Source organism: Methylobacter sp. BBA5.1 (assembly GCF_000746145.1).
Classification (GTDB): Bacteria; Pseudomonadota; Gammaproteobacteria; order Methylococcales; family Methylomonadaceae; genus Methylobacter; species Methylobacter marinus.
In genome coordinates this window covers 31572-56789 of the sequence record NZ_KN050816.1, presented here as the reverse complement: position 1 = coordinate 56789, position 25218 = coordinate 31572, and the positions used below count along the sequence as shown (strand labels likewise).

Here is a 25218-nt window from a genome sequence, read left to right as displayed (position 1 = left end):
CTTGTAGGTTACGACGTTTAAAGGCGGGATATTCTATTTTGAGCTGCAGTATAAATCGTCACGATCAAATCCTTATTCGAATTCAATCTAAGGAACTGAGTTTTATAGAACTCGACGGGATTTGCCTGCTTTTTTATGAAATATTCGGGCTAGCCGCACCTGAAAATCATCAAGGTAATGTCGTCTTTAAACGATTCGGTCTGGCAGAATTGTTTCAGCTGTTTCAGCAGAATTTCGATAATCATCTGCGGGGACTGATGCGCGTATTTAACCAGAATATCATTGACGCGTTTCAGGCCGAAAAACTCGCCATGGATGTTTTCGGCCTCGGTTAATCCGTCCGTGTACAGCAAGATCAGATCGCCTGGCGAAAGTGCCGTGGTTTTTTCCTCAAATTCGACATTTTCGCGTATTCCCATGATCAGGCCGTCGGCATCGAGCTGGCGGCATTCCGATTCGTAAAGGCTGAGCAGCAAGGGCGGCGGGTGGCCGGCATTGGCAAAGCGCAACAGGCGCTCGCGAATGTCATATTGCAGGTAAAACAAGGTCATGAAGTAGTCCGAATTATCCAGGTCCTCGTAAAGAAAGGTATTAAGTAGGCTGAGCGTCTCGGCCGGGGTCTCCGGACCGTTGGCCCGCGTCCTGATGGCGCTGCGGGCTTCGACCATGAACAGGGCGGGGCCGATGGAATGGCCGGAAACATCGGCGATGATCATGTCCAGGCGGTCTTCATTGCGGATGAAATAGTCGAAATAGTCGCCGCCGACCTGATTGGCCGGCAGGCAAAAACCGGTGACTTCAAAATGATCCGATTTGATCGAGGCCGTCGGCAGCAGGGAGGCTTGTATCTGGCGGGCGATTTTTATTTCGCTCTGCGCGATCGCCAGCTTGACCTGGGTCTGGCGAATCTGCAGTTCAGCGGCTTTGCGGTCCGTGATGTCGTTTATGAAACCACTGAAGATATAGGTATTACCCAGTTTCAATGGAGCAATGCTGAGTTCGACGGGAAATTCGGAGCCGTCGCGGCGCATGGCGACGTGCTCGACCTGATGATTCAGCAAGGGGCCGGCGCCGGTCTGCAAAAAATGCTCCAGGCCCTTCTGATGCGCGCCGCGAAACCGCGGCGGGATGATCAGGTCTTTGAGCGGCTGGCCGATGGCTTCGTCTCGGGACCAGCCGAAGGATTTTTCGGCGCGCTGATTCCAGTCGGTGATGATGCCGCGCTCATCCATCAGCACGATGGCATTGATGGAGCTTTCGATGATCAGGCGCGTGCGCTTTTCGCTGTCTATCAGGGCATCCTGAAAATGTTTCTTGGCGGTGATGTCCCTGTCGACGCCGCGCCATTTGATCAGCTTGCCATCGGCGTCGATGATCGGCAGGCCGGTCGATTCGGTCAGCACCTCATGGCCGTCTTTATGTTGATAATGGTTGATCAAGGCGTGGAAAGGCTGGCGCATGGTGACGAAATGCAGCTGGTCGGCTTTGTCGTTGGCGGTTAGCAGTTCGGTATAGTGCTTGCCGGTTACTTCCTCGGGCTTGAAGCCGAGAATCTGGTTAACGGCCGTACTGCTGTAGATATAGTAGCCGCGGGGGTCTTGTTCCCACAGCCATTCGCCGGTGATTTCCGCCATTTGTCGAAAGCGCTCTTCGCTTTCGCTTAACGCCGATTCGGCCTCCTTGCGCAGCGTGATGTCTTCCGCCACGGAGACGAAATGGGTAATTTCCCCCAGCCGGTTTCTAATGGCGCTGATGCTTTCATAGGCCCAGTATATGTCGCCGTTTTTCTTTTTGTTTCTGATTTCGCCGTGCCACTCGCCCGTTTTGAACAGCATTTCCCACATGGCTTGATATTGCTCCGGAGTAGTTGATCCGGATTGCAGTATTTTGGGATTCCGGCCCAGTACCTCCTGCGATGTGTAACCGGTGAGTTCGGTGAACTTCGGGTTGATGTATTCGATGCGGCCTTCCGTGTCGGTGATGACGACGGCGCTGGCGCTCTGTTCCAGGGCCCTGTGCATCATGAACAGTTCCTTGTCGATGCGCTTTCTATCGCTGATGTCGTGAATCAGCAGGATGATGTCGGCTGCTTTGGCATCCTGCGGGCCGGGCAGGACAGACGGCGAAACCAGAGCCTGTATTCTGCTGTTGGCTTTGGTGATGATTTCGACTTCAAGGTTTTTAGCCGGATGTCCGTCGTTCAAGCCGTCCAGAACGGTTTGCCGCAGTTCCGGGATGGCTTCGGGAGCGTAGATAAGATCCAGCGGTTTATTAATCAGCTCCTGTTTGCTGTAGCCTAGAAGGGTGGCGGCCGAGAGGTTGACTTTCTTGATACGCGGCATGCCTGTCGCTTTAGAGTAGTCCAGCTCAATAATGACGAGATTGAAATTGAGGTTGTCTAGGAGTCGATGCATTATTGTTTGTTGGGTGAGCTATAAGAAAAATGATGTTGCCAATGGCCCATAATAAAGGAACTATAACCATTTCCGTCATGGACCTGCGTATTTTTCCACTCATGCCTGAACGGCCTTCATTCGCCCGGCAGGGTAAAAGGCATTTCAAAAATGTTTTTCTCCTTGGCGCCCAATAAAAAGGCATCCTGCTTGACCTCTTTGATTACCGACGGATCGCCGCAGAGAAATAACTGCCAGTGGGATAACTGTCCGATCGTGCCGAAAGCCATTTCGCTGGTGGATCTGGCGGATACATCAATATTAACGGGATTCTTGCAGTGAATAAAATGGGTGTAGCTGAAATTAGGGTATTTCGCCTGCAGCGCCATTAATTCCTGAATCAGGTAATATTCATCGGGGCTGTGCGTTTGATGGAACAATCGGATGTCGCCCTTATGTTTGTTTTTTATCAAGGCATCGCGCAATATGCCGTACAGGGCGGCCAGCGCGATACCGGTGCCGATCAGCATGATGGGTTGGCGGTTATTGCCGGGCAGATAGAAACAGTCGCCCGACGCGGGGCTGATCCTTACTTGATCGCCGGCCTTGAGTTCCCCGTAAATCCAACTGGTCAGCGCGCCGTGCGGGGTCAGGCTGATCTGCAATTCAAGAAAATCATCCAGTCCCGGTAGGCTGGACAGGCAATAGGTGCGCCCGACGCCTTGATTATTGTAGAGCGTCAGGTATTGACCGGCATAATAGTCGTAGCCTGTTTCAGGAATACCCAAACGCAAGCGGATTATCGTGTCGTTTAAGCGGTCCTTGGCAATCAGGCAGGTCCTGATTTTTTCAGCAGTCAGTAAAACCGCAGGCGTCTTCATGATTTATTGGCCTCATTTTTAAGCATTAATATTTTTTCATGTTAGGTGTCGATTGCTTTAATTTTCATTGGCTGCGGCGTATAACCTGAAACGAACTCGAACTACAGCATGACATTTATAGTCCCACCGACATGTGACCAAAAACGAATGAGCCGGTTCATGAAAATTCTGACTGTCAATGATATACAAAGACTGATAGCGATCGTCGGTATTGAAGCATTTTTCAACCAGCTGATGAGCGCGTTGAAGCAAGATTTTGCCCGCTGGCATGCGTTTTACAAGTCAGCGCGCCATGCCACGCATTACGCGCATGGGGTCATCGAATTGATGCCCTGTTCGGATGACCGTTTATACACGTTCAAATATGTGAACGGCCATCCCGGCAATACCTCGGAAGGCAAGCTCAACGTTATCGCCGTCGGCCAGTTAAGCGAAGTGGTGTCGGGCTATCCGCTCATGATCTGCGAAATGACGCTGCTGACCGCCTTCCGGACGGCCGCGGCCGGTGCCCTGGCGGCAAGCTATCTGGCCCGACCGGAGTCCGGCACGCTGGCCATTATCGGCACCGGGGCGCAGGCGGAGTTTCAGGTGCTGGGGTTTAACGGCGTGTTTCCGCTGCGGCGGATACGCTTCTTTGATGCGGATGCCGGCGCCATGCGCAAGTTTGCCGGGAATCTCTCGGCTTATCCGTTCGAGCTGATACCGTGCCGCAGTATTAAAGAGGCCGTGCGGGAGGCCGATATCATCGTCACGGCAACGGCGGCGAAGCAGCGCCAAACACTGTTCACGCTGGATGATATCGCGCCCGGCACCCATATTCAGGCCGTGGGCGGCGATTGCCCCGGCAAAACCGAATTGGGCCACGCCTTACTGTCGGCGACCAAGCTGGTTGTCGAATACACGCCGCAGGCCCTGGTCGAAGGCGAAGTGCAGCAGTGCGACGCGGACGATGTGTATGCCGAGTTATGGGAGCTGGTCGGGGGGCTCAAGCCGGGCCGGGAACGCGCGGATGAGATCACCGTGTTCGATTCGGTCGGATTTGCCCTGGAGGATTTCTCGATCTTGCGTCTGGTGTATGAACTGGCCTGCGAGCATCATCTGGGCACGGACATGCCGTTGATTCCCGAAGTGCAGGATCCCAAGGACTTGTTTGGCCTGCTGTCGCCATAGAACGCTTCAATAATGGCTCTGATCAGGTCCAGCGTTTTATTGTCCTGGTCATTTTCAGGATTGTATTCGCTGATTTCCAGGCCGCATATCCTGGCGTCGCGCTTGATTGACCTGAGCGCCGACATGAGTTCGTCCGCCCGGAGGCCGTCCGGGGCCGGCGTTTCGACGCCGGGCGCATCGGCGGGATCAATAAAGTCCAGGTCTATGCTGATGCCGATCAGGCTGCAGGTCCGGCTCAGCTGTGCTATCGCCGCCTGTAAGGTCTGGGCGAGATGGCTGATTTGATCGGCAAAAATAATCCTGACGCCCGCCTCTTGCAATAACGCATACTCCTCCTGCTCGTAGCTGCGGATGCCTATCTGGATCAGGTGTTGCGGCTTGATGAAGTGGTCGGCCGGGTACAGGGCCGACAGCCGGCTGTCGGCCTTGCCCAGCAGGGCCGATACAGGCATGCCGTGAATATTGCCGGAAGGGGAGGTTTCAAAGGTATGGGCATCCATATGTGCATCGATCCAGATCAGCCCCAGGTCCTCTGTTTCCGGCAAGGCTTGCAGAACGCCGGGCCAGGTGCCCATGGCGCAGGAATGATCGCCGCCGATCACCAGGAACGGGCGGCGGGCTTTGGTCCAGTTCCGGGTCAGCCGGCTGGCTTGCCGGTTGAGCCGATACAACTGGTCATCCTTTGAGCCTCGATTGTCAGGCTGCAGGATATGCCATTGCAGCTGCAGGCCGCTATCGTGCAAGGGCTGCAGCACCAAATCCTCGCGCAGCAATTCAGCCGCATAACCGCATGACTGCATGGGGCCGCCCAGGCAAGAGGCAATCCCCAGTGTCTGTAATTTGGTCATAACCGTTTCCTCCTGAAAAAAGAATCGAAACATGAGTTGATCCGGGGCGATTTTAGCGGATGGTAACACAGGGGAGGATGCTTGGGCTCACGGATAGCCAGTCATCCGAGAACGGCAGGGGGAGATATCGATTTTCAGGTCGGAAATACCGGTATGGCAGGGCGTGTCTTTAGTGCAATCAGCCGTTACCTGAAAGCAACGGCTGTTGTAAAAATTGACTATTGTTATTGGCAGGCCTGCCTGAAAAATACCGTAGGGTACGCATTGCGTACCTTCTCCAGCGGTTCCGGTGAAAGTCATCCCAACAGGTACCAGACTGTGAAAGAATTAGTGAAAAGCATCATAAAAAGCCTTATTCACCACGAAGATCACAAAGGACACGAAGAAAAAATAAAATTAATCAATAACTTAAAGCTTCGTGCTCTTCGTGTCCTTCGTGGTTAAATCTTTTAAATTGAATACTTTCACAGTCTCGTACGCGATGCGTACCCTACCGGATTTATGAAAACCTCTGACGCCCTATCGGTCAGTGGATAGCTTGTCTTTCATGGCGACGCATGCCTGAAGGTAATGTTTCCGACTAATGAATAAATGCCCTAGCCACATGGTTGCCGGGACTGACATGCTACAGGCTTTGCTACAGGAAAGCGGATGCTTTTCCGCGCGTGCCGTCAGGGGTGTGTATCATATGGATCAGAAAGGGTAAGAATTGATTGAACCTTGTTTGTTTGATACCTTACAATTTCGCTGGGTGAATTATAAAAAGAAAGTCATCGGGTGATTTCAGTTGCCCCGCAGTCGCCCTTATGGTTAATAATAATTTTGGAGTATGGTATGTTTAAAATTCGTTCGCTGGTTTCAGCGTTGATGCTTGCTGGCAGCGTTTCTGTTGCTTCAGCCTGGGAGGCTTTGCCTGCAAAAGCGCCTGAACCGGCTGATAACCCTTCCTCGGAAGCTAAAATAGAGCTCGGTAAAATTCTATATCACGATCCGCGTTTGTCTTCGACCGGTACACTGTCCTGCGCATCTTGCCATAACACCATGTTAGGCGGCGAGGACAACAGAGCGAATTCGATAGGCGTCCATGATCAAACAGGCGGCCGCAGTTCACCGACAGTCTGGAATGCGGCGTTCAGCAAAGTCCAGTTCTGGGACGGCCGGGCGGCAAGCCTTGAAGATCAGGCGGCAGGCCCTGTGACCAATCCTATTGAAATGGGCATGAAGAGTTGGGATGACGTCGTGGCGCGCCTGAAAGCCATCGAGGGTTATCAAGGGCTTTTCGAGAAAGCATTCGGCAAGGATTCGATTTCCAAGGATAACGCGACCAAAGCGATCGCTGCTTATGAAAGAACCCTGATTACGCCGAACAGCCCTTATGACAAATATGTCAATGGCGACGAATCCGCTTTGACGGCCCAGCAAATCAGCGGTATGCAGAAATTCCAGGAAATAGGCTGTACCAGTTGCCACAGCGGCCCTGCCTTTAACGGCGAAGGCGCGTTCCAGAAGTTCCCTATCAACAGCAATGGTTATTTTGAAGCGCAATATCATTTCAAGAAGGATAAAGGGGTAGCGGAAGTCAGCAAAAATGCCGCTGACGAGCATATGTGGAAAGTGCCTACCTTACGCAATATCGCTTTAACGGCGCCTTATTTTCACAATGGTTCGGTTAAAACGCTGGACTCAGCCGTAACCTTAATGGCGAAACTGCAATTAGGCAAGGATTTGTCCAAGGAAGAGGTGGCTGATATCGTGGCTTTCCTGAATGCCTTGACTGGTGAATTCCCCAAACAAACAATGCCGGTTCTGCCAGGTACGCCCGGTACCACTTTAAACTAAGCCGTTTTCGGCAAGGGCGGCCGGTCGGCCGCCCTCATTTGCAAAGGGGAGCTTTCTGGCTCCCTTTTTTATTGCCCGCGGTAAATTGGCGCCGCCGCTATGCGCCTGTCAATCAGCTCGATGATTTTTTGATAAGCCGGACTGTTGACGGACTCGAAGCGTCTTTCGAATTCCGCCAGATCCATATTTTCAGGCAGATCCCGGGGATCCGGCATAAAGTCCCGGTAATCGTTTATCGCGGCCATGGCTTTCTGCATTCTGCGGGCGTTTTCAGGCGATGAGGTAGCCATTTCGCCAAAGTAGGTGCCGGCCTTGTCGGCGGCCAGGTCGATAAAGCTGAAGCCACTGCCTTCCCGGGCATCTCTCAACTCTTTTTCCTCGCCTATGGCCTGGGCAATCTGGCCGTTGGCCGATGCGGTCAGTGCCGCGGAACCGATAAAGTGCTTGGCCAGGTCTATTCGTTTATACATGAAGGCCGAATACTGTTGTTCGGTAACCGGCAAGGGCTTGGACGCAGGCAGGAATTTTTCGGTTTCCCGTTTATTGACGTATTCATTGACGGTAAAAATAACGATCCTGTTTTCTTCGATGGCATTTTCCAGGCTAGAGCGCTGACAGGCCAGTTCAAACAGCGGTTTTAGCAACTCCGCCAGCGACAGGCGCCAGGCCGGGTCATGCCGGGCAACGATCTCGGCCAGTTTTTGCTGGTAGACATTGTACGTCTGGCTGTCGCCGTCATGCCCCTGAGTCAGGAAATTTTTGGCCTGTATCAGGGTTTTCGCGTCGGAATTGTAAGCGATGGTCAGTTTTTTGCCTTCAATTTGCACGGCTTTAATGGGCCGGGTCGCCAGGATGAAATAGTCATTCAACGATGAATGCTGAATTACCTTGTCGATAACAAACGCGGCGAGTTTGGCTGGCAGCAATAGCTTTCCGGCTTTAAATTTCGTGATGCCGGGCAGGGGCGCGTCGTTTTCACTGCCTAATCTGAAGCTGATATTCAAATATTTGCCCAGGCCGTTTTCAGGCAGGGTTACCGTGACGTTGAATCTGACTTTGTTGTCTTTCAGTTCAATTCTGACGGCGCTTTTACTGTACCGGTTCAACAGATAATTGCCGGCGAGATTGAGGTCGGCTTCGGTCAGTTCAATCGTATGGATTTCGTCTGGCCGGGTTTTAGCGCCTTCATGCAGGATTTTTTTTGCCCTGACCACATCCTCGTGCGTCAGCGACCAGCCCAACTCGGTTTCAGGCGTGTTGCCGACCGCAAACAGGACCAGCATGACGCAGAAAAACACTAATGCACACAGGCAATAGCTCAAGGCACGGAATAAAGTTTTCATAAGGATAGCTTATAAAAACTCCAGCTTGAAGCCTGAGGACTTTAAATAGTCGGCTTCCTGGATCAAATCGGCATAGGTGAGCGGCGACTGGGCCAGCCAGTTATCCGGAAACTGTAAACTGATTTTGGATTTTACAATGGCGATCTTAAAGTCCGGTAACTGGTGCTCGTGGCGGTTGCGGCGCAACAGGACGGCCAGGCGCAGAATAATGGCCAGATAGGGGGCGTCGATGTCCCAGGGAAACGGCAAGCCGCTGAAACGGCTATGCGAGAATTTACGCCGATGCGATCTGACAATCGTGGCCAGCAAAATCTGGTCTTGCCTGGAAAAGCCGGCCAGATCGCCATTCTCGATAATATAGGCGCTGTGTTTATGGTATTGGTTATGGGCGATATCATGGCCGATCTCGTGCAGGGAGGCCGCCCAGTCCAGAAATTGCGCGCTGTTTTCATTGTTGAAAAGACATACGGCGCTGTTGAGCTGAGCCAGCATGTAGTGAACGGTCTGCCTGACGCGCTCCGCGTGTTCCTTGTCGGTATGATAACGCTCGGCCAGTGTCTGCACGGTCGCCGAGCGAATGTCGCGGTCATAAATCCGGCCCAGTAAGTCCTGGATCAGGCCTTCCCTGAGCGCGCCGTCGGAAACGGTCATCTGCTCGATGCCGAGGCTTTTGAAGGTGGCGTAGACGATTGCCACGCCGCCCGGGAATACCGGCAGGCGCTCCGGGTCGAGTCCCGGCAAAGCCAGTTGGTTAATATGGTCGCAGCGGTTGATATGGGCGATCAGTTGTTCCAGGCCGTCCAGCGTGATGCCGTTGTTGCTCCAGTTCTTGATCTGCAGGACTTTGTCGATGGCGCGCAAGCTGCCGGAAGCGCCGATGGCTTCGTCCCAGTTTTTGCGCTGGAACTGTTTCGCGAAGGGTTCCAATTGCTGCTCGGCAAACAGGACGGCTTGGGTAAATGCGTGTTTGGACAGCCTGCCGTTCTTGAAAAAGCTATTGCTGACCGAAACGCAGCCCATGGGCAGGCTCTCTTTTTTCCTGGGCGTGGCATCCTGGCCGATAATATATTCGGTGCTGCCGCCGCCGATATCCATCACGAAGCGAAGGTTGGCGTTGGTGCCCAGACTGTGCGCGACGCCCAGATAAATCAGGCGCGCCTCTTCTATGCCGGAAATGATGTCGATAGGATGATTCAGGGCTTTTTCGGCTTTGGCCAGAAACTGCGCGGCGTTTTTGGCCGTGCGCAGGGTGTTGGTACCGACGGCTCGGACACTGCCGGGCGGAAAGTTGCGGATTCGCTGGCCGAATCGCTGCAGACACTCCAGCGCCCTTTTTTGCGTGGCGACATCCAGATTGTGCTTCTTGTCCAGTCCGGATGCCAGTCTGACCATCTCCTTAAGCCGGTCGATGGTTTGCAGTTTGCCATCGGCCAGGCTGCAAACGATCATGTGAAAGCTGTTCGACCCCAGGTCTACAGCGGCAACGATTTCAGGCGGTTTCTTTGGCACAAGCTATCCGGTTTTAGTCTACGAAACTTTTAAAGATCTGATAAAATTACAAACTTTTTAGCTATCCATCTCATAGTGTTCTAATGGATGCGACGCTTAATTTAACTTATTTGAAGGCTTCCGTTAAGTGTTAGTTTTAGCATGAAGGCATTATCAATTCGAAATCTCAAAAAAATCTATAACAATGGATTTATGGCTTTAAAAGGCATTGATCTTGATGTCGAAGCCGGTGATTTCTTTGCGTTGCTAGGACCTAACGGGGCCGGAAAATCCACCACCATCGGCATTATCAGTTCCCTGGTCAATGCCACCAGCGGTTCGGTCAGTATCTTCGGACATGACCTGCGGCACGATCGGGCCCGGGCGAAAAGCTGCATCGGCCTGGTGCCTCAGGAAGTCAATTTCAACCAGTTTGAAACCGTCAAGAATATCCTGCTCAATCAAGCCGGCTATTACGGCACGCCGCGCAAAATCGCCCTGCAGCGGACCGAGCAATGCCTCAAGCAGATGGATCTGTGGGATAAACGCGACATGGTATCGAGGCGTTTGTCGGGCGGCATGAAGCGCCGGGTCATGATTGCCCGCGCGCTGGTTCATGCGCCCAAGCTGCTGATTCTGGACGAGCCGACGGCAGGCGTCGATATCGAAATCCGTCGCTCGATGTGGAAAATGATGCAGGAAGTCAACCGGCAGGGCACGACCATCATTCTGACCACGCATTATCTTGAGGAAGCCGAAAGCCTGTGCCGGAATATCGCCATTATCAATCACGGCCTGATCGTTGAAAATTCCGACATGGCCAGTCTGCTGGCCCGGCTGAACATCGATTATTTTGTGCTGGATCTGGCCGAACCGATCGATGCGGTGCCGGTTATCGAGGGCTATCAGATCGAGCGCGTTTCGGACAAGGTGCTGAACGTGGGCGTGCCCAAGGAGTACGGGCTGAATACCTTGTTCAAGTTGTTGACGGAACGCAATATCAAGGTGATCAGCCTGAAAAACAGGACCAACCGGCTGGAACAACTGTTTATGGATTTGATTGATCAAGAATCCGACGAGTCACTGCAATGAATCATGCCATAGCCCTTAGAACCATTGTCAAAAAGGAAGTCCAGCGCTTTATCCGCATCTGGCCGCAAACCCTGCTGCCGCCGGCCATTACCACGGCGCTGTATTTTCTGATTTTCGGCAAGCTGATCGGCGACCGGATCGGCACGGTCGGCGGCGCCAGCTATATGGATTATATCGTGCCGGGCGTGATTCTGATGTCCGTGATCAGCCATTCCTACGCCAATGTCGTGTCCTCGTTTTATTCGACCAAGTTCCAGCGCAATATCGAGGAGTTGCTGGTTTCGCCGGTGCCCAACTGGGTGATCCTGTCCGGCTATGTCAGCGGCGGCATTATCCGCGGTTTGCTGGTGGGACTTGTTGTGGCGTTAATATCGCGTGTCTTTGCCGATATCGCCATCAACAACATTGCCGTCACTTTATCGATAGCCGTATTGACGGCTACAGTCTTCTCGCTGGCCGGGTTTATCAATGCCGTGTTCGCGGACAGTTTTGACGATATTTCCATCATCCCGAACTTCATATTAACGCCGTTGAGCTATCTGGGCGGCGTGTTTTACTCGGTCGACATGCTGCCGGATGTCTGGCAGACGGTTTCCCTGGGCAATCCGATCCTGTACATGATCAATGCCTTTCGCTATGGCCTGATCGGCGTAACCGATGTGGACGTTACGATTGCCTTTGTCATGACCGGCGGCTTCAGTGTTGTCTTGATTCTTTTCAGCCTGTTTTTGCTGCATAAGGGTGTGGGGATTAAGAATTAGAGCACGCGTCACGCGTAGGCGGGTTGGCGCTTTAGCGGAAACCCGGCATGGACGGCTAGTTCAGGGTGTAGTACCAGTTTTCAAAATGTTCAGATGAATGAAATTCCAAAAGGTACGCAGTGCGTGCCCTACCGCTGTTAAAAGTGCTGGCGCTTGACCCGGCAAACGGGCTCCCCGACCCGTCTTTAATTAAAACATCCCCGAAAAAGGCTGCACCGTCACCCATTCGCCGGCTTTGATGTCGGTGCTGTCATGGGCCAGAATGATGAACGCGTTCGCCAGGCTCATCGAGCTTAAAATCCCCGAACCCTGCTTGCCGGTCGTTTTTACGCGCCATTCCCCGTGTTCACTCTGTTCGATGATACCGCGATAGATTTCCGTGCGGCCGGGTTTCTTGCGCAGGTTTTCGCAGGCTTTGGCCAGGAAGGCCGGGGCGATCGGTTTGTCGGTGATGCCCAGCATTTTTTCCAGGGCGGGCAGCACAAACTGATAAAACGTCACCATGACCGCCACGGGATTGCCGGGCAGGCCGAAGAACGCGGCCTTGCCGATCCGGCCGAAAGCCAGGGGCCGCCCGGGCTTGATGGCGACTTTCCAAAAGTCGACCTGGCCGGAACCCTGCAGCGCCGTTTTCGTGTAATCGGCTTCGCCGACCGACACGCCGCCGGAGGAAATGATCACGTCGGCATAGGCGCCGGCTTCCTGGAAACGCTTCAGCAGCGTCTCGGGGTCATCTTCCAGTATCCCTAAATTGATGACTTCGATATCGGGGCGGTCCAGCGCCGCCAGCAGGCTGTAACGGTTGCTGTCGTAAATGCCGCCGGTGCCCAGCGTCTGGCCGATGCCGAATACTTCGTTGCCGGTCGAGGCGATGGCGACTTTAAGTTTCCGGCATACGTTGATTTCGGCGATGCCGAGCGAGGCGCACAGGCCGATATCGGGCGGCGTCAGGTATTTGCCCGGCTGCAGAACACTCTGCCCCTGGCGGATGTCTTCGCCGGCCTGGCGGACGTTCTGGCCGGCTTTGTGCCGGCTGTCCAGTTCGATGGAATTATCGGACAGCTGGACCTGTTCCTGCATGATTACGGTGTCCAACCCTGCCGGCATGGGGGCGCCGGTCATGATGCGGACGCATTGGCCGCGTGCCGTGTCGCCGGCATACGGCCTGCCGGTAAAGGCCTGGCCAATGATTTCCAGCCGGCGCGTGCCCTGGCCGGGCAGGTCTTCGGCATGCAGCGCGTAACCGTCGACGGCGGAATTGGTATGCGCCGGCACATTGACGGCCGAGATGACCGATTGGTAAAGCGTGCGGCCTCTGGCATGCTCGATATTGAGGCGCTCATAACCGCTGACTGCGGGCACGGCGGCCAATATCCGGGCCAGGGCGTCCTTGACGGGGATCAGGCCGGGTTCATGGATATCGTTGCAGCTGGGTTGGGTCGTAATCATTTTCGCGTGCTGGGTCCGTTGGTGGGAATGCCGTTGCTCATAAAGCTCAAAAAATACTCCAGGTTCCTAAACTCCGGGCTTTGGGCGGGGATGGGCCGGGCTTTGATCTGTGCCAGGCATTCCCTGAAGCGCCGGTGAAGGGTGCCCATTTCGCCCCATTTTAACCGATAAGTCGGCCAGTGGCTGGTGTGGCCGAGGGACGGGCTGAGGATTTCGGAGCGCAGTTGACGGCCTGCGTTTTGCACATGGCAGGTGGCGCAGGCGAAATTCAGCTGGCCTCGGCGCTGGTAGTAAAAATCCTTGCCCTGCTGGTAGGCGGCCAGGGCGCGCGGATCGTCGGCCGGTATCGTGACCGTGATCGGCTTTTCGCGCGAGGTAAACGCCAGATAGGCCAGCAGGCTGGCTATGTCGCCTTTTTCATAGGGCAAGGGATCTTCATGATTGTCCGTGCGGCAGTCATTGACGGCGCGAGCCAGGGTGATGACTTCGCCCTTGGCGCGGTCCCAGCGAGGGTATTCGTGCGCGATGGCGATACCTTTATCGGGCAGGCAATCGGCATAACGGCGGCCGTTTTTAAAAGGCGTGTTGAATAAGACTTCGCCTTGCTCTATGGCCGCCTCATAAGGCGGGAATTCCTCGATCGCTTGCCAGGACTGGCGCGCGATCGGATCGATCGCATATACGCCTTCGGCGTAATCGGGCAGTGTCAGTCCGGGGAACAGTTGCCGGTAATGCTGCCGGAAATCTTGCTGGTCCTGCAGCGGATCGGCATGCGAAGGCGCCGCCGGCAGCAGCCAGAGCAGGCCGCCGAGCAGCAGGGCGCTACTTGATAATGTGCTGTTCAGAGTCTTTGCGGCCAAGATTGTCCACCCAACTGATAACGATTTTGTCCCCGGGCTCGCCGCCTTTCAGCATAAAGGCGAAATAGGGATCCTTGGAAATACTGCCGCCCATGGTGCAGTTGGCAATGATCCTGCCGTTATGCGTGACGGTCAACTCTTGAATAAAGTGCGCGGGGATCGGCTGGTTGGTTTTTTTGTCGATGTTGCGGCCGTGCTCCATCGGGTGCGCGATCAGGGTTCTGATCTGGGTCTTGCCGTCGATGCGTTTGCTGCGGATCTTGATGCTGCCCATGTTAGCCTCCGCAGCCGCCGATGGTGACTTTGACCGTTTCCCTGGCGCTGTACAGGTTATTGCCGGTCTGCGCAATGACGATGACATCGGAGGTCTCAGCCATCTTTAACCGGGCCGATACAAACGGCTCAAGTTCGGGCGACAGGTCGAACCGGGCGGCCAGCGGCACGGGGTTTTTTTCGACCAGAATGGAAATGTTTTCGATGCCGTCAAGACTGCTGGTGACGGTAATGGGGACCACGGCGCCGTTCTCCGCGATTTTCGGGATTTTGATATTGATTTTGTCGGTTTCGATAAGCTTTTGGTCCTTGAACAGGTTTTTCAGCGTTTCTTCCAGTATGCTCGGGGCAAAGTTTTCGGCGACCCATTCCGCGTTGGCCGATTCAGCGCTAAGCAAGCCGCTGGCCGCCGCCACGGAACAGGCGCCGAACGAAATAGACTTTTTCAGGAATTCCCTGCGATTGACGGACATATTGATACTCCGGTCTGTGTTACTGATATGTCATTCCAGACTCCAGAGATAATCGACGACCTTGTCGATCTCCTCGGCGTCGAGAACGTTGTTTCTGCCAAAGGGCGGCATGCTGGTTTCGGGGTTAAAGCGCGTCGCGTCCCAGATCTGTTCGCGCAGTTGCCGCTTGTCTTTAAACCGGCTCGGTATCGCCGACAAGGCGGGGCCGATATTGCCCGGCGCTTCGCCGTCTTCAATCACATGACAGGCCAGGCAGTTGCCTTTGTTGCGGTCGAATGCGATTTGCCTGCCTTCGTCCAGCCGCTGTTCAGGGATGCCGGTCATGCCGGTGCAGGACAGCAGCAACAGCGAGGGAACAATGAGGCGGATGTTCATGACGGAATGGGGGCGCCTTTGAACAAGGGCTGGTAGGCGCGGGCCGATTGCTCGGGATGCCGGTCAAAAATGCCGCCGATGACGGCCAGCATATCGGCGCCGGCCGCCAGCAATGGCGCGCCGTTGCCGGGCAGGATGCCGCCAATGGCCACGATGGGGACACGCAGCGCGCGCCGGGCTTGCGCAAGCGTCTCAATGCGCGCGGGCGCGGCCAGCGGCTTGGATGAGGAGGGAAAAAACCGTCCGAAAGCCACATAGGTGGCGCCTGCTTGTTCGGCTTCGACGGCGCGTTTGAGCGAATCATAACAGGATACGCCGATAATGGCGTTCGCGCCCAGCCGCTTTCTGGCCTCAATGATATGGCCGTCTTCCTTGCCCAGGTGAACGCCGTCGGCACCCGACTGGACAGCCAATTCGACGTCGTCATTGATAATCAGCGGCACGTCATGGCGATGGCAGAGTCCGGCCAGTTCGCGGGCCAGCCGCACGGCATCGATGGGGTTCTTGTCGCGATACTGCACGACGGCCGCGCCGCCCCGAATGGCGGCCGCGACCTCGTCAATAATCGTGTCGATGGCTTTGTGGTCGGTCTGGGTGATCGCGTAAAGCCCGGTAGTCGGAAATTTCATCAGTCGTCGATCCAGAAAAAACGGTTGGGGTTGTGCTGGCCCTGGCCGGGGCGATAGGCGGCCTGAAGCGCATTCCAGGTGTACTCCTGGGCTTCCATGACGGCCTGGAAAGGCGCAAGCCCTTGCGCGACCAGCGCGGCCACGGCCGAAGCCAGCGTGCAGCCGGAGCCGTGGTAGCTGTCCGGCAGCCGGTCCCAGGTAAAGGTTTCGAGCAGGCGCCCGTCATGAAACAGTTGATTGCTGACCGCGGGTGAAGTTTCATGCGTGCCGGTAATCAACACGTACTCGCAACCTTTATCGAGCAGCGCCAGGCCGCAGTTATGCAGGTCGGTCAGGCCGGTCAGCCGGCGCGCTTCCATGCTGTTGGGCGTCAGTACGGACGTGCGGGGCAGCAGCTGGTCGGTGACGGCGGCGATGAGCCGGTCGGTCGACAGCTCGGCGCCGCCGCCCGCCGCCAGCACCGGATCCAGCACAACCGGAATCCGGGGATGGCGGGTCAATATCGCAGCAATGGCAGCGGCCGTGTCATGATGCCCGATCAGGCCGATTTTGATGGCCTTGACCGGCAGGTCGGCCAACAGGGTGCCGGCCTGGCTGATGATGTCGTCCGGCCGTTGCGGAATCAGCTTTTTGACATTGCGCGTATCCTGTTCGGTCAGGGCCGTGATCACGCTGGCGGCATGGCACCGGTGGCTGACCAGGGTCTCGATATCGGCTTGCACGCCGGCGCCGCCGCTGGGATCGTGGCCGGAAAAACAGAGGACGACGGGACGGTTCATGCTCAAAACGGCTTGACGACGGCCAGAATCACGATGCCGAGCAGAAACAGCACCGGCACTTCATTCATCCAGCGGTAAAAGACGTGATCGCGCTGGTTGCGATCGTGTTTGAAGTCGAGCAGCCAGATCCCGCAGAAAACGTGATAGACCACCAGCAGCGCCAGCAGCGCCAGTTTGGCATGCAGCCAGCCGGCCGACCCGTACAGGGCCCAGGCGTAATCGGCCAGCATCCAGATGCCGAAGATGAAGGTCAGGATCATGCCCGGCGTCGTGATGCCGTAATACAGTTTGCGCTCCATAACCTTGAAGCGCTCGTTGCTGATGGCGTCCTCGCTCATGGCGTGATAGACATACAGGCGCGGCAGATAGAACAGGCCGGCGAACCAGGTGACCATAAAAATCAGGTGAAATGCTTTTAACCAGAGCATGGCTTATCCTTTCAGCAGGGTTTCAATACGGGTTTTCATGTCGTCCGGGTCGAACGCGCCGATTTTTTGCAAGGCAATCGAACCGTCCGGCGTGATCAGGAACGTGGTCGGCGTCAGCCGGACATCGCCGAATGCCCTGGCATGCTCCGCCTGCAAATCCAGTGCAACATCGTAAGGCAATGCGTTGTCTTTGGTGAAGGTGACGACATGGTTTGGCGGGTCGTAATACATGGCGACGGCGATAATTTCTAGTCCCCGGTCGTGATAGTTCCGGTAAAGATCGATCAGGTGTGGGATCTCCTCCATGCAGCCGGGGCAGTCGGTGGCCCAGAAGGTGACCAGCACGGGCTTGCCGCGCAGTTCATGCAGGGCGATTTTTTTGCCGGTGATGGTCGTGAAAGTCGTATCGGGCGCCGGCGTCACGGTTTTGCCAAAGCCTATCCAGAGCACGGCCGAAATCAGCACCAGTAACGATAATCCTAAGAGCCGGTCTTTGATTTTCATTATTTTAAAATGTCAACTATTGGTAATATCGGGATTATAGCAAAGCTGTTAAGCTATAGGTCTTTTTAGCGCATAGTCTTTCGGAGATTGTCTCTATGAAAAAAATCCTTATTTCAGATAAGTTGGCGGAAGCGGGTATCAATTATTTACATGATCAGTCCGATATACAGCTGCATATCGAGACAGGATTGAACGAAGAAGGGCTCTGCGGGATTATCGGCGATTATGACGCGCTGTTGATACGCAGCGACACCAAAGTCACGAAAAAAGTATTGCAGGCGGGCACGCGCCTGAAGCTGATAGGCCGCGCCGGCATCGGCGTCGATAACGTCGATCTGGCTGCCGCCACGGAGCAGGGCGTTATCGTCATGAACACGCCCGATGCCAATGCCACGACCACGGCTGAGTTGGCCATCGCCCACATGATGTCGCTAAGCCGGCATTTGCCGGCCGCCGACCGCTCCATCCGCTCGGGCAAATGGGAGCGCGCCAGGCTGATGGGCTCCGAAGTCGCGCACAAGACGCTGGCCATCATCGGTTTTGGCACCATAGGGCGGATCGTCGCCCAGCGCGGTTTAGGCCTGAAAATGCGCGTGATCGCGCATGATCCTTTTGTCACGCCGGAGATCTTCGAGAATCTGGGCGTCGAGTCAATGGAGCTCGATGAGCTCTTGATCCAAGCCGATTACCTGACCCTGCACTGTCCCTTGATCGAGAAAACACGCGGCCTGATAGGCCGCACCCAGCTGACCATGATGAAGAAGGAAGCGATGCTGATCAACTGCGCCAGAGGCGGACTGGTCGATGAAGACGCGTTGTACGAGGCCCTGAAGACCGGTCAGATCGCCGGCGCGGCGCTGGACGTCTATGAACATGAACCGCCCGCCAATTCACCCTTGCTGGAACTGGATAATATCGTGTTTACGCCGCATTTGGGCGCGTCCACGAGCGAAGCGCAGGTTGCCGTCAGTGTCGAGATCGCCAGACAGGCCGTTACCTTCCTGAAAACCGGCGAAGCGGTCAATGCCTTGAACCTGCCCAGATTGTCGGCGGAAGAACTGAAAAAATCACGCGAATTCATGACGCTGGCCAATATTCTGGGCAAAGTGCTGGTTAATCTGGCTACCCATCCGCTGGAAAAGATAGAGGTGGCGTTATTCGGCAGGGCGGCGGAAGTCGAGGCGCGTCCGGTTTCGGTCGCGGCGCTGATCGGCGTGCTGAGCGAGCATGTGTCAACGCCGGTCAATCGCGTCAATGCCGAGAATATCGCCCGGCGCCAGGGCATTTCGCTGATTGAGTCGAAAACGGAGGAAACGCAGGATTACCTGTCGCTGATCAAGGTGACCGGGCACTATGCCGACCAGGGCATTACCCTGGCGGGCGCCTTGCTGGGCGGCCGTCATCCGCGCCTTGTTTCCATCGATCAATTCGACCTTGAAGTCGTGCCTCAGGGTACGTTGCTGATTACCCGCCACGAGGACCGGCCGGGCGTGATTTCGGCCATCAGCGCCGTATTGGGCGATGCCAATATCAATATCACCCGAATGGAAGTCAGCACGGCCGATGAGCAGCAGCAGGCGATGGCGGTGATCAGTGTTTCCGAGCCGTTAACGGATGATTTGTTGCAGCAGCTGTGCGGCATCGGGGCCGTGCATAAAGCGACCCAGATCAATTTATGAGTTTCGATATTGTTTGTTTTGATTGCGACAGTACTTTAAGCCGGATAGAGGGGATAGACGAACTGGCCCGGCGCATCGGATTGGGCGAGGAAATGTCCAGGCTGACCGAGGCGGCCATGAACGGCGAGTTGCCGTTGGAAGCGGTCTATGGACGGCGCCTGTCGCTGATCAGGCCGGACCGGGCCGGCGTTGACTGGCTGGCGGACCTGTATGTCAAGGAAATTGTCGAAGGCGTCAGGGAGGTGTTTGCCGCGCTGTCGGCGCAAGGCAAGGAACTGCATATCATCAGCGGCGGCATCCGTCAGGCCTTATTGCCTCTGGCCAGGTATCTGGATCTGCCGGAAAGCCATGTGCATGCCGTCGATGTTTATTTTGACGAGGATGGCCGCTATCGCGATTATGACCAGGCCTCGCCTCTGGCCAGAACCGGCGGCAAAGCGGATTGCTGCCGGCAGTTAAGCAGGCCGCAAGCATCCCTTGTTATGATTGGCGACGGCAAGACCGACATGGAGACCAGGCAGGCAGGGGCTTATGTGATCGGTTTTGGCGGCGTGGCGGACCGGTCCATTGTGCGCGAACAAGCGGATATTTATATTGTCGAGCCTTCATTGACCGCCATTCTGCCGTATATTTTATAAAGTGTATCGATTAGCGCCGGACAGAATGTTAAAATCGTTAAATTTTAAACTGTTACTAGAGAGAGACAATGGCTGGACATAGTAAATGGGCTAATATCAAACACCGCAAGGCCGGACAGGATGCCTTGCGCGGCAAGCTTTTCACTAAAATCCTTAGAGAAATTTCAGTAGCGGCAAGATCCGGCGGCGGCGACCCGGCGACCAACCCGTCTCTACGGACAGCGATAGACAAAGGCCTGGGCGCCAATATGAAGCGCGATACCATTGACAATGCCGTCAAGAAAGCAACCGGCACGCTGGAAGGCGTTAATTATGAAGAAGTGCGCTACGAAGGCTACGGTCCCGGCGGCACGGCCGTCATGGTCGATTGCTTGACCGATAACCGTAACCGTACCGTTGCCGAAGTCCGCCATGCGTTTTCCAAAGCAGGCGGTAATCTGGGGACCGACGGCTCCGTGGCTTATATGTTCAATAAGGTCGGCATTATCACTTATGCCGATTCGGTTGACGAAGACGCGCTGATGGAAGCGGCGCTGGAAGCCGGCGCGGAAGATGTGGTCACCAACGATGACGGTTCGATGGATGTCATGACGACGCCGGAAAGCTATCTGGAAGTCAAGGATGCCCTGGTTGCGGCGGGCTTTCAGCCTGATAACGCCGAAATCACCATGCAGGCAACCACCAATACCGAACTCGACGCTGAAACCGCGGAGAAAATGATGCGCCTGATCGACCGACTGGAAGACCTGGACGACGTGCAGAATGTCTATTCCAACGCCGACATCAGCGAAGACATCATGGAGCAGTTGTCTGAAAAGGCATAAGACCTATTGGCTTTTCAGCCTTTCCATTACCACTTGCAGGCACCATTCATTGTGACGCGCATTTTAGGGATAGACCCCGGATCAAGAATTACCGGTTACGGCATTATCGAGGAATCGCCGCGCGGTTATCGTTATATAGCCAGCGGCAGTATCCGCATCAGCGCCGATTATTTTCCTGACCGGCTCAAGCAAATATTTGATGGTGTACTGGAAATTGTCGATTTATATCAACCTGAGCAAATGGCCATAGAACAGGTCTTCATGCATAAAAATGCCGATTCCGCGCTTAAGCTCGGGCAAGCCCGCGGCGCGGCCATTTGCGCGGTTCAGGTCACCGACCTGCCGGTATTCGAATATGCCGCCCGGCAGGTTAAACAGGCGCTGGTGGGCAAGGGCAGCGCCGAGAAACTTCAGGTCCAGCATATGGTGAAGATTCTGCTCAATCTTCAAGGCGAGTTGCAGATCGACGCCAGCGATGCCTTGGGGATCTCTCTGTGTCATGCCCACTATCAGCAAACCGCGCGGCGATTGCAGCAGGGCGGGGCGCGATGATAGGTTTCCTGCGCGGCAAACTGGTGCTCAAAGCGCCGCCGATGCTGTTACTTGATGTGCACGGGGTCGGCTACGAAGTCGAAGCGCCGATGACGACGTTTTACAATCTGCCGGCCATCGGTGAGGAAGTCCAATTGCATACCCACCTTGTCGTTCGCGAAGACGCCCATATTCTGTTCGGGTTTCTGGCCGAATCGGATCGTCTGATGTTCAGGAACCTGATCAAGGTCAACGGCGTCGGCCCCAAGCTGGCGTTGACGATTTTATCCGGGCAGAGTGCCGAGGAATTCCGGCATTGTATTCATAATAATGACACGCAGGCTTTGGTCCGCTTGCCGGGGGTGGGTAAAAAAACCGCCGAACGCCTGATTATCGAGATGCGCGACAGGCTGCCCGATCTCGGGGGTAGTTCCACAATACAGGTCGATACTTCGGTTTTCCCGGCCGCCAAGGATCCCCGGCAGGAAGCGATCAGCGCTTTATGCGCATTAGGCTACAAGCCGCAGGATGCCAGCAAAATGGTGCAAGGCATCAGCACCGAGGACAAAAGCTGTGAAGACATTATCAGGTCGGCATTGCAGGGTGCCGTAAGATGATAGAGAGAGATCGCATGATTACCGCGCACAGTCTTTCGGATGAGGAACGGCAGGACCGGGCCATCCGGCCCAAGCGCCTGGTCGATTATGTCGGGCAGAAGGAATTATGCGCACAAATGGAGATTTTTATCCAGGCGGCGATAGCGCGCCAGGAGGCATTGGATCATGTCCTGATCTTCGGGCCGCCGGGCCTCGGTAAAACCACATTGGCCAATATCATCGCGGCCGAAATGGGCGTTAATATTCGCCAGACCTCGGGGCCGGTGCTCGACAAGGCCGGCGATCTGGCCGCGCTGCTGACCAATCTTGAAGCGCATGATGTTTTGTTCATTGATGAAATACATCGCTTGAGCCCGGCGGTTGAGGAGATCCTGTATCCGGCCATGGAGGATTATCAGATTGATATCATGATCGGCGAGGGGCCGGCCGCGCGTTCCATCAAACTGGATCTGCCGCCGTTCACGCTGGTCGGCGCGACCACCCGGGCCGGCTTGTTGACCTCCCCGTTGCGGGACCGCTTCGGCATTGTGCAGCGGCTGGAGTTTTATACCATCGAAGAACTGGCCAGCATCGTCGCGCGCTCGGCAAACGTATTGGGCATCAGCATGGAGCAAGGCGGCGCCCACGAGATTGCGCGCCGGTCGCGCGGCACGCCCCGCATCGCCAACCGCTTGCTGCGCCGCGTGCGTGACTATGCGGAAGTGAAGGGCAACGGCATCGTGACGGAAGAAGCGGCCAGCCAGGCGCTGGCTATGCTGAAAATCGATAATAACGGTTTCGATGCCCTAGACCGCAAATTGCTGCTGACCATGATTGAAAGCTTCGCCGGCGGCCCGGTAGGGCTCGATACGCTGGCGGCGGCGATCAGCGAGGAGCGCGGCACGATTGAAGATGTATTGGAGCCTTATCTGCTGCAACAGGGCTTTATCATGCGCACGCCGCGCGGGCGCGTGGTGACTCAGCACGCCTACCTGCACTTTGGTCTGCAACCACCGCAACAACAGGGCGTATCGGAAGACATATTTACATAATAATTAATTGGTTAAGTTAAGAGCGCAGTGGCATGAGGGTGACTTTTTAGTCGCCCTTTATGCTTTAAAGAGTGTCGGCTCACGGTTTTTTGATAGCGGCGTGGTTCCAGAGGGCTCACCAATGAGGGAATAAACATAATGAAAAGATTTATCTGGCCGGTACGGGTTTATTACGAAGACACCGATGCGGGCGGCGTAGTGTTTCATGCCAATTACCTGAAGTTTTTCGAGCGGGCAAGAACTGAAATGTTGAGGGCGATGGGGCATGAACAGGATCGATTGATGGCGGAAGGGACGATTTTTGTCGTGCGGTCCGTACAGGTCGATTACCTGCTCCCGGCCCGGTTTAATGACCAGTTGCAGGTCAGTGCCGAAATAAGTTTTATTAAAAAAGCCAGTTTCGATTTTGAGCAACAAATAACACGGGGCGATGAGGTTTTGTGCAGGGGCGTCATTCGCATTGCCTGTCTGAATGCAGAAACCATGCGCCCTAAAGTAATCCCTGAGAGTTTACAAGAGCAGTTAAAGAATGAATACTGATTTATCCATTATCCACCTGATTACCGAAGCGAGTTTTGTCGTTCAGTTTGTCATGCTGATATTATTGACGGCTTCGATAATATCGTGGACATTTATCTTTTCCAAACGCAAAGTGCTTAGCCGGGCCCTGGAAATTACCGATGAATTCGAAGAGCAGTTCTGGTCCGGCGTGCCGCTGGCCGATCTCTACAGAAAATTGACATCAAAAGACTTCGAGCCGGAAGGCATAGAGAAAATCTTCCTGGCCGGCTATAAGGAATTCTCCCGCATGCGGCAGGCCGGCAATGTCGAGCCCGGCGTGCAGGTGGAAAGCGCTCAGCGCACCATGCGCATCGAACTGTCGCGGGAACTGGACCGGCTTGACGAGCACCTGCCGTTTCTGGCGACCGTCGGATCGACCAGCCCTTATATCGGCCTGTTCGGTACGGTGTGGGGTATCATGAATTCCTTCCGTTCCCTGGGCAATGTCCAGCAGGCGACCCTGGCGCAAGTGGCGCCCGGTATTGCCGAGGCCTTGATCGCAACCGCTATCGGCCTGTTTGCCGCGATACCGGCCGTTGTGTCCTATAACCGCTTTTCCACGCACCTGGACAGATTGACCGGCCGTTATGAATTATTCGTTGAGGAGTTCGTCGTATTATTGCAAAGACAGGCGCACAACAAATGAGTCCACAAACAAGCAATCAACGCGGCCGCGGACGAAGAAAACCGATGGCTGAAATCAATGTCGTTCCCTATATTGACGTCACCCTGGTATTGCTGATTATTTTTATGATCACGACACCGATGCTGCAGACGGGGGTGAAAGTTGATTTGCCGAAAGCCGAATCGGCAACGGTAGAACAGAAAGATGATCCGCCGCTCGTCGTTACGATCGACAAGCAGGAACAATATTTTATCAGCAACGGCGACGGCAAGGATGAGCCTATACTGGCTGAAGAGATAAGCGCGCGGGTGGCGGCCATCCTGAGCAATAAACCGCAAACCCAGGTTCTGATCAATGCCGATGAGACATTGGGATACGGCAAAGTGGTCAGGGTAATGGCCGAGCTGAAAAGAACCGGTTTGTTAAGCAATGTAGGGCTGATGACTAAACCTGATGGGCAATAGAGAATAGATGGATAGTCAAAAACGATTCGTATGGCCGTTTATCCTGGCTTTAGCGCTGCATGTTGTGCTTTTCGGCCTGTTTACGCTGAGTTTCGACATCAAGCCTAAAGAAAGCAAGGAGCCGACGCCGGAAATTATCCAGGCTTCCCTGGAAGAAATTGACGTGCCTCCGGAAGCCGACGCTCAGCCTGAAAAAGAGGATGAGTCCCGGGCAGAGCAACAGCTGGCAGAAGCACTAGAACGGCAGCAACTAGTAGAGCAACAGCGGGCTGAAGCTGCCAAAGCGGCTGCCGAAAAGGCCGAAGCGGAAAGAGTTGCGGCGGTCGAGAAAGCCGCGGCAGAAAAAGCGGCCGCCGAGCAAGCTGAAACTGCTCGGGCTAAAGCGGCGGCCGAGAAAGCCGCCGCAGAAACAGCCGAAGCGGAAAGAATCGCGGCGGCTGAAAAAGCCGAAGCAGCCAAAGCCAAGGCTGCCGCCGAGAAGGCGGCGGCAGAGAAGGCGGCCGCGGAGAAAGCAGCAGCGGAGAAAGCAGCAGCGGAGAAGGCAGCAGCGGAGAAGGCAGCAGCGGAGAAGGCAGCAGCGGAGAAGGCAGCGGCCGAGAAAGCAGCAGCAGAGAAAGCGGCGGCGGAGAAAGCAGCGGCCGAGAAAGCGGCGGCAAAGAAGGC

At 55.1% G+C, this 25218-nt stretch carries 28 protein-coding genes and 1 pseudogene; 15 read left to right on the top strand and 14 right to left on the bottom strand.

Annotated features, from left to right (window positions below):
* Nucleotides 1-149: 149 nt before the first annotated feature.
* Nucleotides 150-2414, bottom strand: a complete 2265-nt coding sequence (locus tag EK22_RS22120) for a PAS domain S-box protein (RefSeq protein ID WP_036254555.1) — start codon at nt 2412-2414, stop codon at nt 150-152.
* Nucleotides 2415-2530: 116 nt separating this feature from the next.
* Complete coding sequence (locus EK22_RS22115) at nt 2531-3274, bottom strand: FAD-binding oxidoreductase (protein ID WP_051962031.1); 744 nt, start codon at nt 3272-3274, stop codon at nt 2531-2533.
* A 159-nt stretch (nt 3275-3433) separates the two neighbouring features.
* Between EK22_RS22115 and EK22_RS22110 the strand changes: the two genes are divergently transcribed.
* Nucleotides 3434-4444, top strand: a complete 1011-nt coding sequence (locus tag EK22_RS22110; RefSeq protein ID WP_036254554.1) for an ornithine cyclodeaminase — start codon at nt 3434-3436, stop codon at nt 4442-4444.
* Here the strand turns inward: EK22_RS22110 and EK22_RS22105 are convergent.
* Nucleotides 4369-5292: an arginase gene (locus tag EK22_RS22105; protein ID WP_235209476.1), complete on the bottom strand. Its 924-nt coding sequence runs from the start codon at nt 5290-5292 to the stop codon at nt 4369-4371. The genes EK22_RS22110 and EK22_RS22105 overlap by 76 nt on opposite strands.
* Nucleotides 5293-5445: 153 nt before the next feature.
* On the opposite strand from EK22_RS22105, the gene EK22_RS22100 reads away from it, so the two are divergent.
* Both EK22_RS22100 and EK22_RS22095 read left to right on the top strand, forming a co-directional pair.
* Nucleotides 5446-5736: a hypothetical protein gene (locus EK22_RS22100; protein WP_036254552.1), complete on the top strand. Its 291-nt coding sequence runs from the start codon at nt 5446-5448 to the stop codon at nt 5734-5736.
* A 390-nt stretch (nt 5737-6126) separates the two neighbouring features.
* Nucleotides 6127-7131: a cytochrome-c peroxidase gene (locus EK22_RS22095; RefSeq protein WP_036254550.1), complete on the top strand. Its 1005-nt coding sequence runs from the start codon at nt 6127-6129 to the stop codon at nt 7129-7131.
* Nucleotides 7132-7199: 68 nt separating this feature from the next.
* Here the strand turns inward: EK22_RS22095 and EK22_RS22090 are convergent, their stop codons facing one another.
* Together EK22_RS22090 and ppx are read right to left on the bottom strand one after the other, a co-directional pair.
* Nucleotides 7200-8474 (bottom strand): YfiM family lipoprotein, encoded by a 1275-nt coding sequence (locus EK22_RS22090; RefSeq protein ID WP_036254548.1) that lies wholly within the window; start codon nt 8472-8474, stop codon nt 7200-7202.
* A 9-nt stretch (nt 8475-8483) separates the two neighbouring features.
* Nucleotides 8484-9983 (bottom strand): exopolyphosphatase, encoded by a 1500-nt coding sequence (gene ppx / locus EK22_RS22085; RefSeq protein WP_027147372.1) that lies wholly within the window; start codon nt 9981-9983, stop codon nt 8484-8486.
* A gap of 141 nt (nt 9984-10124) precedes the next feature.
* Here ppx and EK22_RS22080 point away from each other — a divergent pair, with 141 nt between their 5' ends.
* A complete protein-coding gene (locus tag EK22_RS22080) occupies nt 10125-11054 on the top strand; it encodes an ABC transporter ATP-binding protein (RefSeq protein ID WP_036254545.1) in 930 nt (309 codons plus the stop codon).
* Nucleotides 11051-11815, top strand: coding sequence for an ABC transporter permease (locus EK22_RS22075; protein WP_036254542.1), 765 nt, complete (start codon nt 11051-11053; stop codon nt 11813-11815). Before EK22_RS22080 ends, EK22_RS22075 begins: the two co-directional genes overlap by 4 nt.
* A gap of 189 nt (nt 11816-12004) precedes the next feature.
* Here the strand turns inward: EK22_RS22075 and glp are convergent, their stop codons facing one another.
* Genes glp through EK22_RS22030 form a run of 9 tightly spaced genes read right to left on the bottom strand, consistent with a single transcriptional unit; the run spans nt 12005 to nt 17585 of the window.
* Nucleotides 12005-13264 carry a molybdopterin molybdotransferase MoeA gene (gene glp / locus EK22_RS22070; RefSeq protein ID WP_036254539.1) on the bottom strand — a complete coding sequence of 420 codons (1260 nt, stop codon included), beginning with the start codon at nt 13262-13264 and terminating at the stop codon, nt 12005-12007.
* Nucleotides 13261-14124: a sulfur oxidation c-type cytochrome SoxA gene (soxA, locus tag EK22_RS22065; protein ID WP_036254537.1), complete on the bottom strand. Its 864-nt coding sequence runs from the start codon at nt 14122-14124 to the stop codon at nt 13261-13263. Before soxA ends, glp begins: the two co-directional genes overlap by 4 nt.
* Nucleotides 14087-14398 (bottom strand): thiosulfate oxidation carrier complex protein SoxZ, encoded by a 312-nt coding sequence (gene soxZ, locus EK22_RS22060; RefSeq protein ID WP_020159974.1) that lies wholly within the window; start codon nt 14396-14398, stop codon nt 14087-14089. The genes soxA and soxZ overlap by 38 nt, the downstream gene beginning before the upstream one ends.
* Before the next feature lies 1 nt (nt 14399).
* Nucleotides 14400-14870 carry a thiosulfate oxidation carrier protein SoxY gene (gene soxY / locus EK22_RS22055; RefSeq protein WP_020159975.1) on the bottom strand — a complete coding sequence of 157 codons (471 nt, stop codon included), beginning with the start codon at nt 14868-14870 and terminating at the stop codon, nt 14400-14402.
* 30 nt (nt 14871-14900) lie between these two features.
* Entirely contained in the window at nt 14901-15245 is a 345-nt protein-coding gene (gene soxX / locus EK22_RS22050) for a sulfur oxidation c-type cytochrome SoxX (protein ID WP_020159976.1), read from the bottom strand.
* Nucleotides 15242-15874, bottom strand: coding sequence for a thiamine phosphate synthase (thiE, locus tag EK22_RS22045; RefSeq protein ID WP_020159977.1), 633 nt, complete (start codon nt 15872-15874; stop codon nt 15242-15244). Before thiE ends, soxX begins: the two co-directional genes overlap by 4 nt.
* The gene (locus EK22_RS22040) at nt 15874-16653 is read right to left on the bottom strand and encodes a bifunctional hydroxymethylpyrimidine kinase/phosphomethylpyrimidine kinase (protein WP_020159978.1); all 780 of its coding nucleotides are present in this window, start codon (nt 16651-16653) and stop codon (nt 15874-15876) included. The genes thiE and EK22_RS22040 overlap by 1 nt, the downstream gene beginning before the upstream one ends.
* 2 nt (nt 16654-16655) lie before the next feature.
* Nucleotides 16656-17081 carry a protoporphyrinogen oxidase HemJ gene (hemJ, locus tag EK22_RS22035; RefSeq protein WP_020159979.1) on the bottom strand — a complete coding sequence of 142 codons (426 nt, stop codon included), beginning with the start codon at nt 17079-17081 and terminating at the stop codon, nt 16656-16658.
* A 3-nt stretch (nt 17082-17084) separates the two neighbouring features.
* A complete protein-coding gene (locus EK22_RS22030; protein ID WP_020159980.1) occupies nt 17085-17585 on the bottom strand; it encodes a peroxiredoxin family protein in 501 nt (166 codons plus the stop codon).
* A gap of 95 nt (nt 17586-17680) precedes the next feature.
* Here EK22_RS22030 and serA point away from each other — a divergent pair, with 95 nt between their 5' ends.
* From serA to EK22_RS25065, 10 genes and pseudogenes are all read left to right on the top strand, one after another.
* Nucleotides 17681-19264, top strand: coding sequence for a phosphoglycerate dehydrogenase (gene serA / locus EK22_RS22025; protein WP_020159981.1), 1584 nt, complete (start codon nt 17681-17683; stop codon nt 19262-19264).
* On the top strand, nt 19261-19902 hold the full coding sequence (locus EK22_RS22020; protein WP_020159982.1) for an HAD-IB family phosphatase: 642 nt from the start codon (nt 19261-19263) through the stop codon (nt 19900-19902). Before serA ends, EK22_RS22020 begins: the two co-directional genes overlap by 4 nt.
* Before the next feature lie 68 nt (nt 19903-19970).
* On the top strand, nt 19971-20726 hold the full coding sequence (locus EK22_RS22015; protein ID WP_020159983.1) for a YebC/PmpR family DNA-binding transcriptional regulator: 756 nt from the start codon (nt 19971-19973) through the stop codon (nt 20724-20726).
* Between the two features lie 51 nt (nt 20727-20777).
* The gene (ruvC, locus tag EK22_RS22010) at nt 20778-21278 is read left to right on the top strand and encodes a crossover junction endodeoxyribonuclease RuvC (RefSeq protein WP_027147374.1); all 501 of its coding nucleotides are present in this window, start codon (nt 20778-20780) and stop codon (nt 21276-21278) included.
* A complete protein-coding gene (ruvA, locus tag EK22_RS22005; protein ID WP_020159985.1) occupies nt 21275-21874 on the top strand; it encodes a Holliday junction branch migration protein RuvA in 600 nt (199 codons plus the stop codon). Before ruvC ends, ruvA begins: the two co-directional genes overlap by 4 nt.
* Nucleotides 21871-22905: a Holliday junction branch migration DNA helicase RuvB gene (gene ruvB / locus EK22_RS22000; protein ID WP_036254532.1), complete on the top strand. Its 1035-nt coding sequence runs from the start codon at nt 21871-21873 to the stop codon at nt 22903-22905. Before ruvA ends, ruvB begins: the two co-directional genes overlap by 4 nt.
* Nucleotides 22906-23043: 138 nt before the next feature.
* On the top strand, nt 23044-23445 hold the full coding sequence (gene ybgC / locus EK22_RS21995; RefSeq protein WP_020159987.1) for a tol-pal system-associated acyl-CoA thioesterase: 402 nt from the start codon (nt 23044-23046) through the stop codon (nt 23443-23445).
* Complete coding sequence (tolQ, locus tag EK22_RS21990) at nt 23435-24112, top strand: protein TolQ (protein WP_020159988.1); 678 nt, start codon at nt 23435-23437, stop codon at nt 24110-24112. Before ybgC ends, tolQ begins: the two co-directional genes overlap by 11 nt.
* Nucleotides 24109-24555, top strand: a complete 447-nt coding sequence (gene tolR, locus EK22_RS21985) for a protein TolR (RefSeq protein ID WP_020159989.1) — start codon at nt 24109-24111, stop codon at nt 24553-24555. The genes tolQ and tolR overlap by 4 nt, the downstream gene beginning before the upstream one ends.
* A gap of 7 nt (nt 24556-24562) precedes the next feature.
* Nucleotides 24563-25218 (top strand): annotated as a pseudogene (locus EK22_RS25065) (protein TolA); the annotation flags it as partial.

Bases quoted from the DNA above. Each gene is read 5' to 3' on its own strand.
- EK22_RS22120 (WP_036254555.1), bottom strand. From the start codon at position 2,414: ATGCATCGACTCCTAGACAACCTCAATTTCAATCTCGTCATTATTGAG.
- EK22_RS22115 (WP_051962031.1), bottom strand. From the start codon at position 3,274: ATGAAGACGCCTGCGGTTTTACTGACTGCTGAAAAAATCAGGACCTGC.
- EK22_RS22110 (WP_036254554.1), top strand. From the start codon at position 3,434: ATGAAAATTCTGACTGTCAATGATATACAAAGACTGATAGCGATCGTC.
- EK22_RS22105 (WP_235209476.1), bottom strand. From the start codon at position 5,292: ATGACCAAATTACAGACACTGGGGATTGCCTCTTGCCTGGGCGGCCCC.
- EK22_RS22100 (WP_036254552.1), top strand. From the start codon at position 5,446: ATGGCAGGGCGTGTCTTTAGTGCAATCAGCCGTTACCTGAAAGCAACG.
- EK22_RS22095 (WP_036254550.1), top strand. From the start codon at position 6,127: ATGTTTAAAATTCGTTCGCTGGTTTCAGCGTTGATGCTTGCTGGCAGC.
- EK22_RS22090 (WP_036254548.1), bottom strand. From the start codon at position 8,474: ATGAAAACTTTATTCCGTGCCTTGAGCTATTGCCTGTGTGCATTAGTG.
- EK22_RS22080 (WP_036254545.1), top strand. From the start codon at position 10,125: ATGAAGGCATTATCAATTCGAAATCTCAAAAAAATCTATAACAATGGA.
- EK22_RS22075 (WP_036254542.1), top strand. From the start codon at position 11,051: ATGAATCATGCCATAGCCCTTAGAACCATTGTCAAAAAGGAAGTCCAG.
- glp (WP_036254539.1), bottom strand. From the start codon at position 13,264: ATGATTACGACCCAACCCAGCTGCAACGATATCCATGAACCCGGCCTG.
- soxZ (WP_020159974.1), bottom strand. From the start codon at position 14,398: ATGGGCAGCATCAAGATCCGCAGCAAACGCATCGACGGCAAGACCCAG.
- soxY (WP_020159975.1), bottom strand. From the start codon at position 14,870: ATGTCCGTCAATCGCAGGGAATTCCTGAAAAAGTCTATTTCGTTCGGC.
- soxX (WP_020159976.1), bottom strand. From the start codon at position 15,245: ATGAACATCCGCCTCATTGTTCCCTCGCTGTTGCTGCTGTCCTGCACC.
- thiE (WP_020159977.1), bottom strand. From the start codon at position 15,874: ATGAAATTTCCGACTACCGGGCTTTACGCGATCACCCAGACCGACCAC.
- EK22_RS22040 (WP_020159978.1), bottom strand. From the start codon at position 16,653: ATGAACCGTCCCGTCGTCCTCTGTTTTTCCGGCCACGATCCCAGCGGC.
- hemJ (WP_020159979.1), bottom strand. From the start codon at position 17,081: ATGCTCTGGTTAAAAGCATTTCACCTGATTTTTATGGTCACCTGGTTC.
- EK22_RS22030 (WP_020159980.1), bottom strand. From the start codon at position 17,585: ATGAAAATCAAAGACCGGCTCTTAGGATTATCGTTACTGGTGCTGATT.
- serA (WP_020159981.1), top strand. From the start codon at position 17,681: ATGAAAAAAATCCTTATTTCAGATAAGTTGGCGGAAGCGGGTATCAAT.
- EK22_RS22020 (WP_020159982.1), top strand. From the start codon at position 19,261: ATGAGTTTCGATATTGTTTGTTTTGATTGCGACAGTACTTTAAGCCGG.
- EK22_RS22015 (WP_020159983.1), top strand. From the start codon at position 19,971: ATGGCTGGACATAGTAAATGGGCTAATATCAAACACCGCAAGGCCGGA.
- ruvA (WP_020159985.1), top strand. From the start codon at position 21,275: ATGATAGGTTTCCTGCGCGGCAAACTGGTGCTCAAAGCGCCGCCGATG.
- ruvB (WP_036254532.1), top strand. From the start codon at position 21,871: ATGATAGAGAGAGATCGCATGATTACCGCGCACAGTCTTTCGGATGAG.
- ybgC (WP_020159987.1), top strand. From the start codon at position 23,044: ATGAAAAGATTTATCTGGCCGGTACGGGTTTATTACGAAGACACCGAT.
- tolQ (WP_020159988.1), top strand. From the start codon at position 23,435: ATGAATACTGATTTATCCATTATCCACCTGATTACCGAAGCGAGTTTT.
- tolR (WP_020159989.1), top strand. From the start codon at position 24,109: ATGAGTCCACAAACAAGCAATCAACGCGGCCGCGGACGAAGAAAACCG.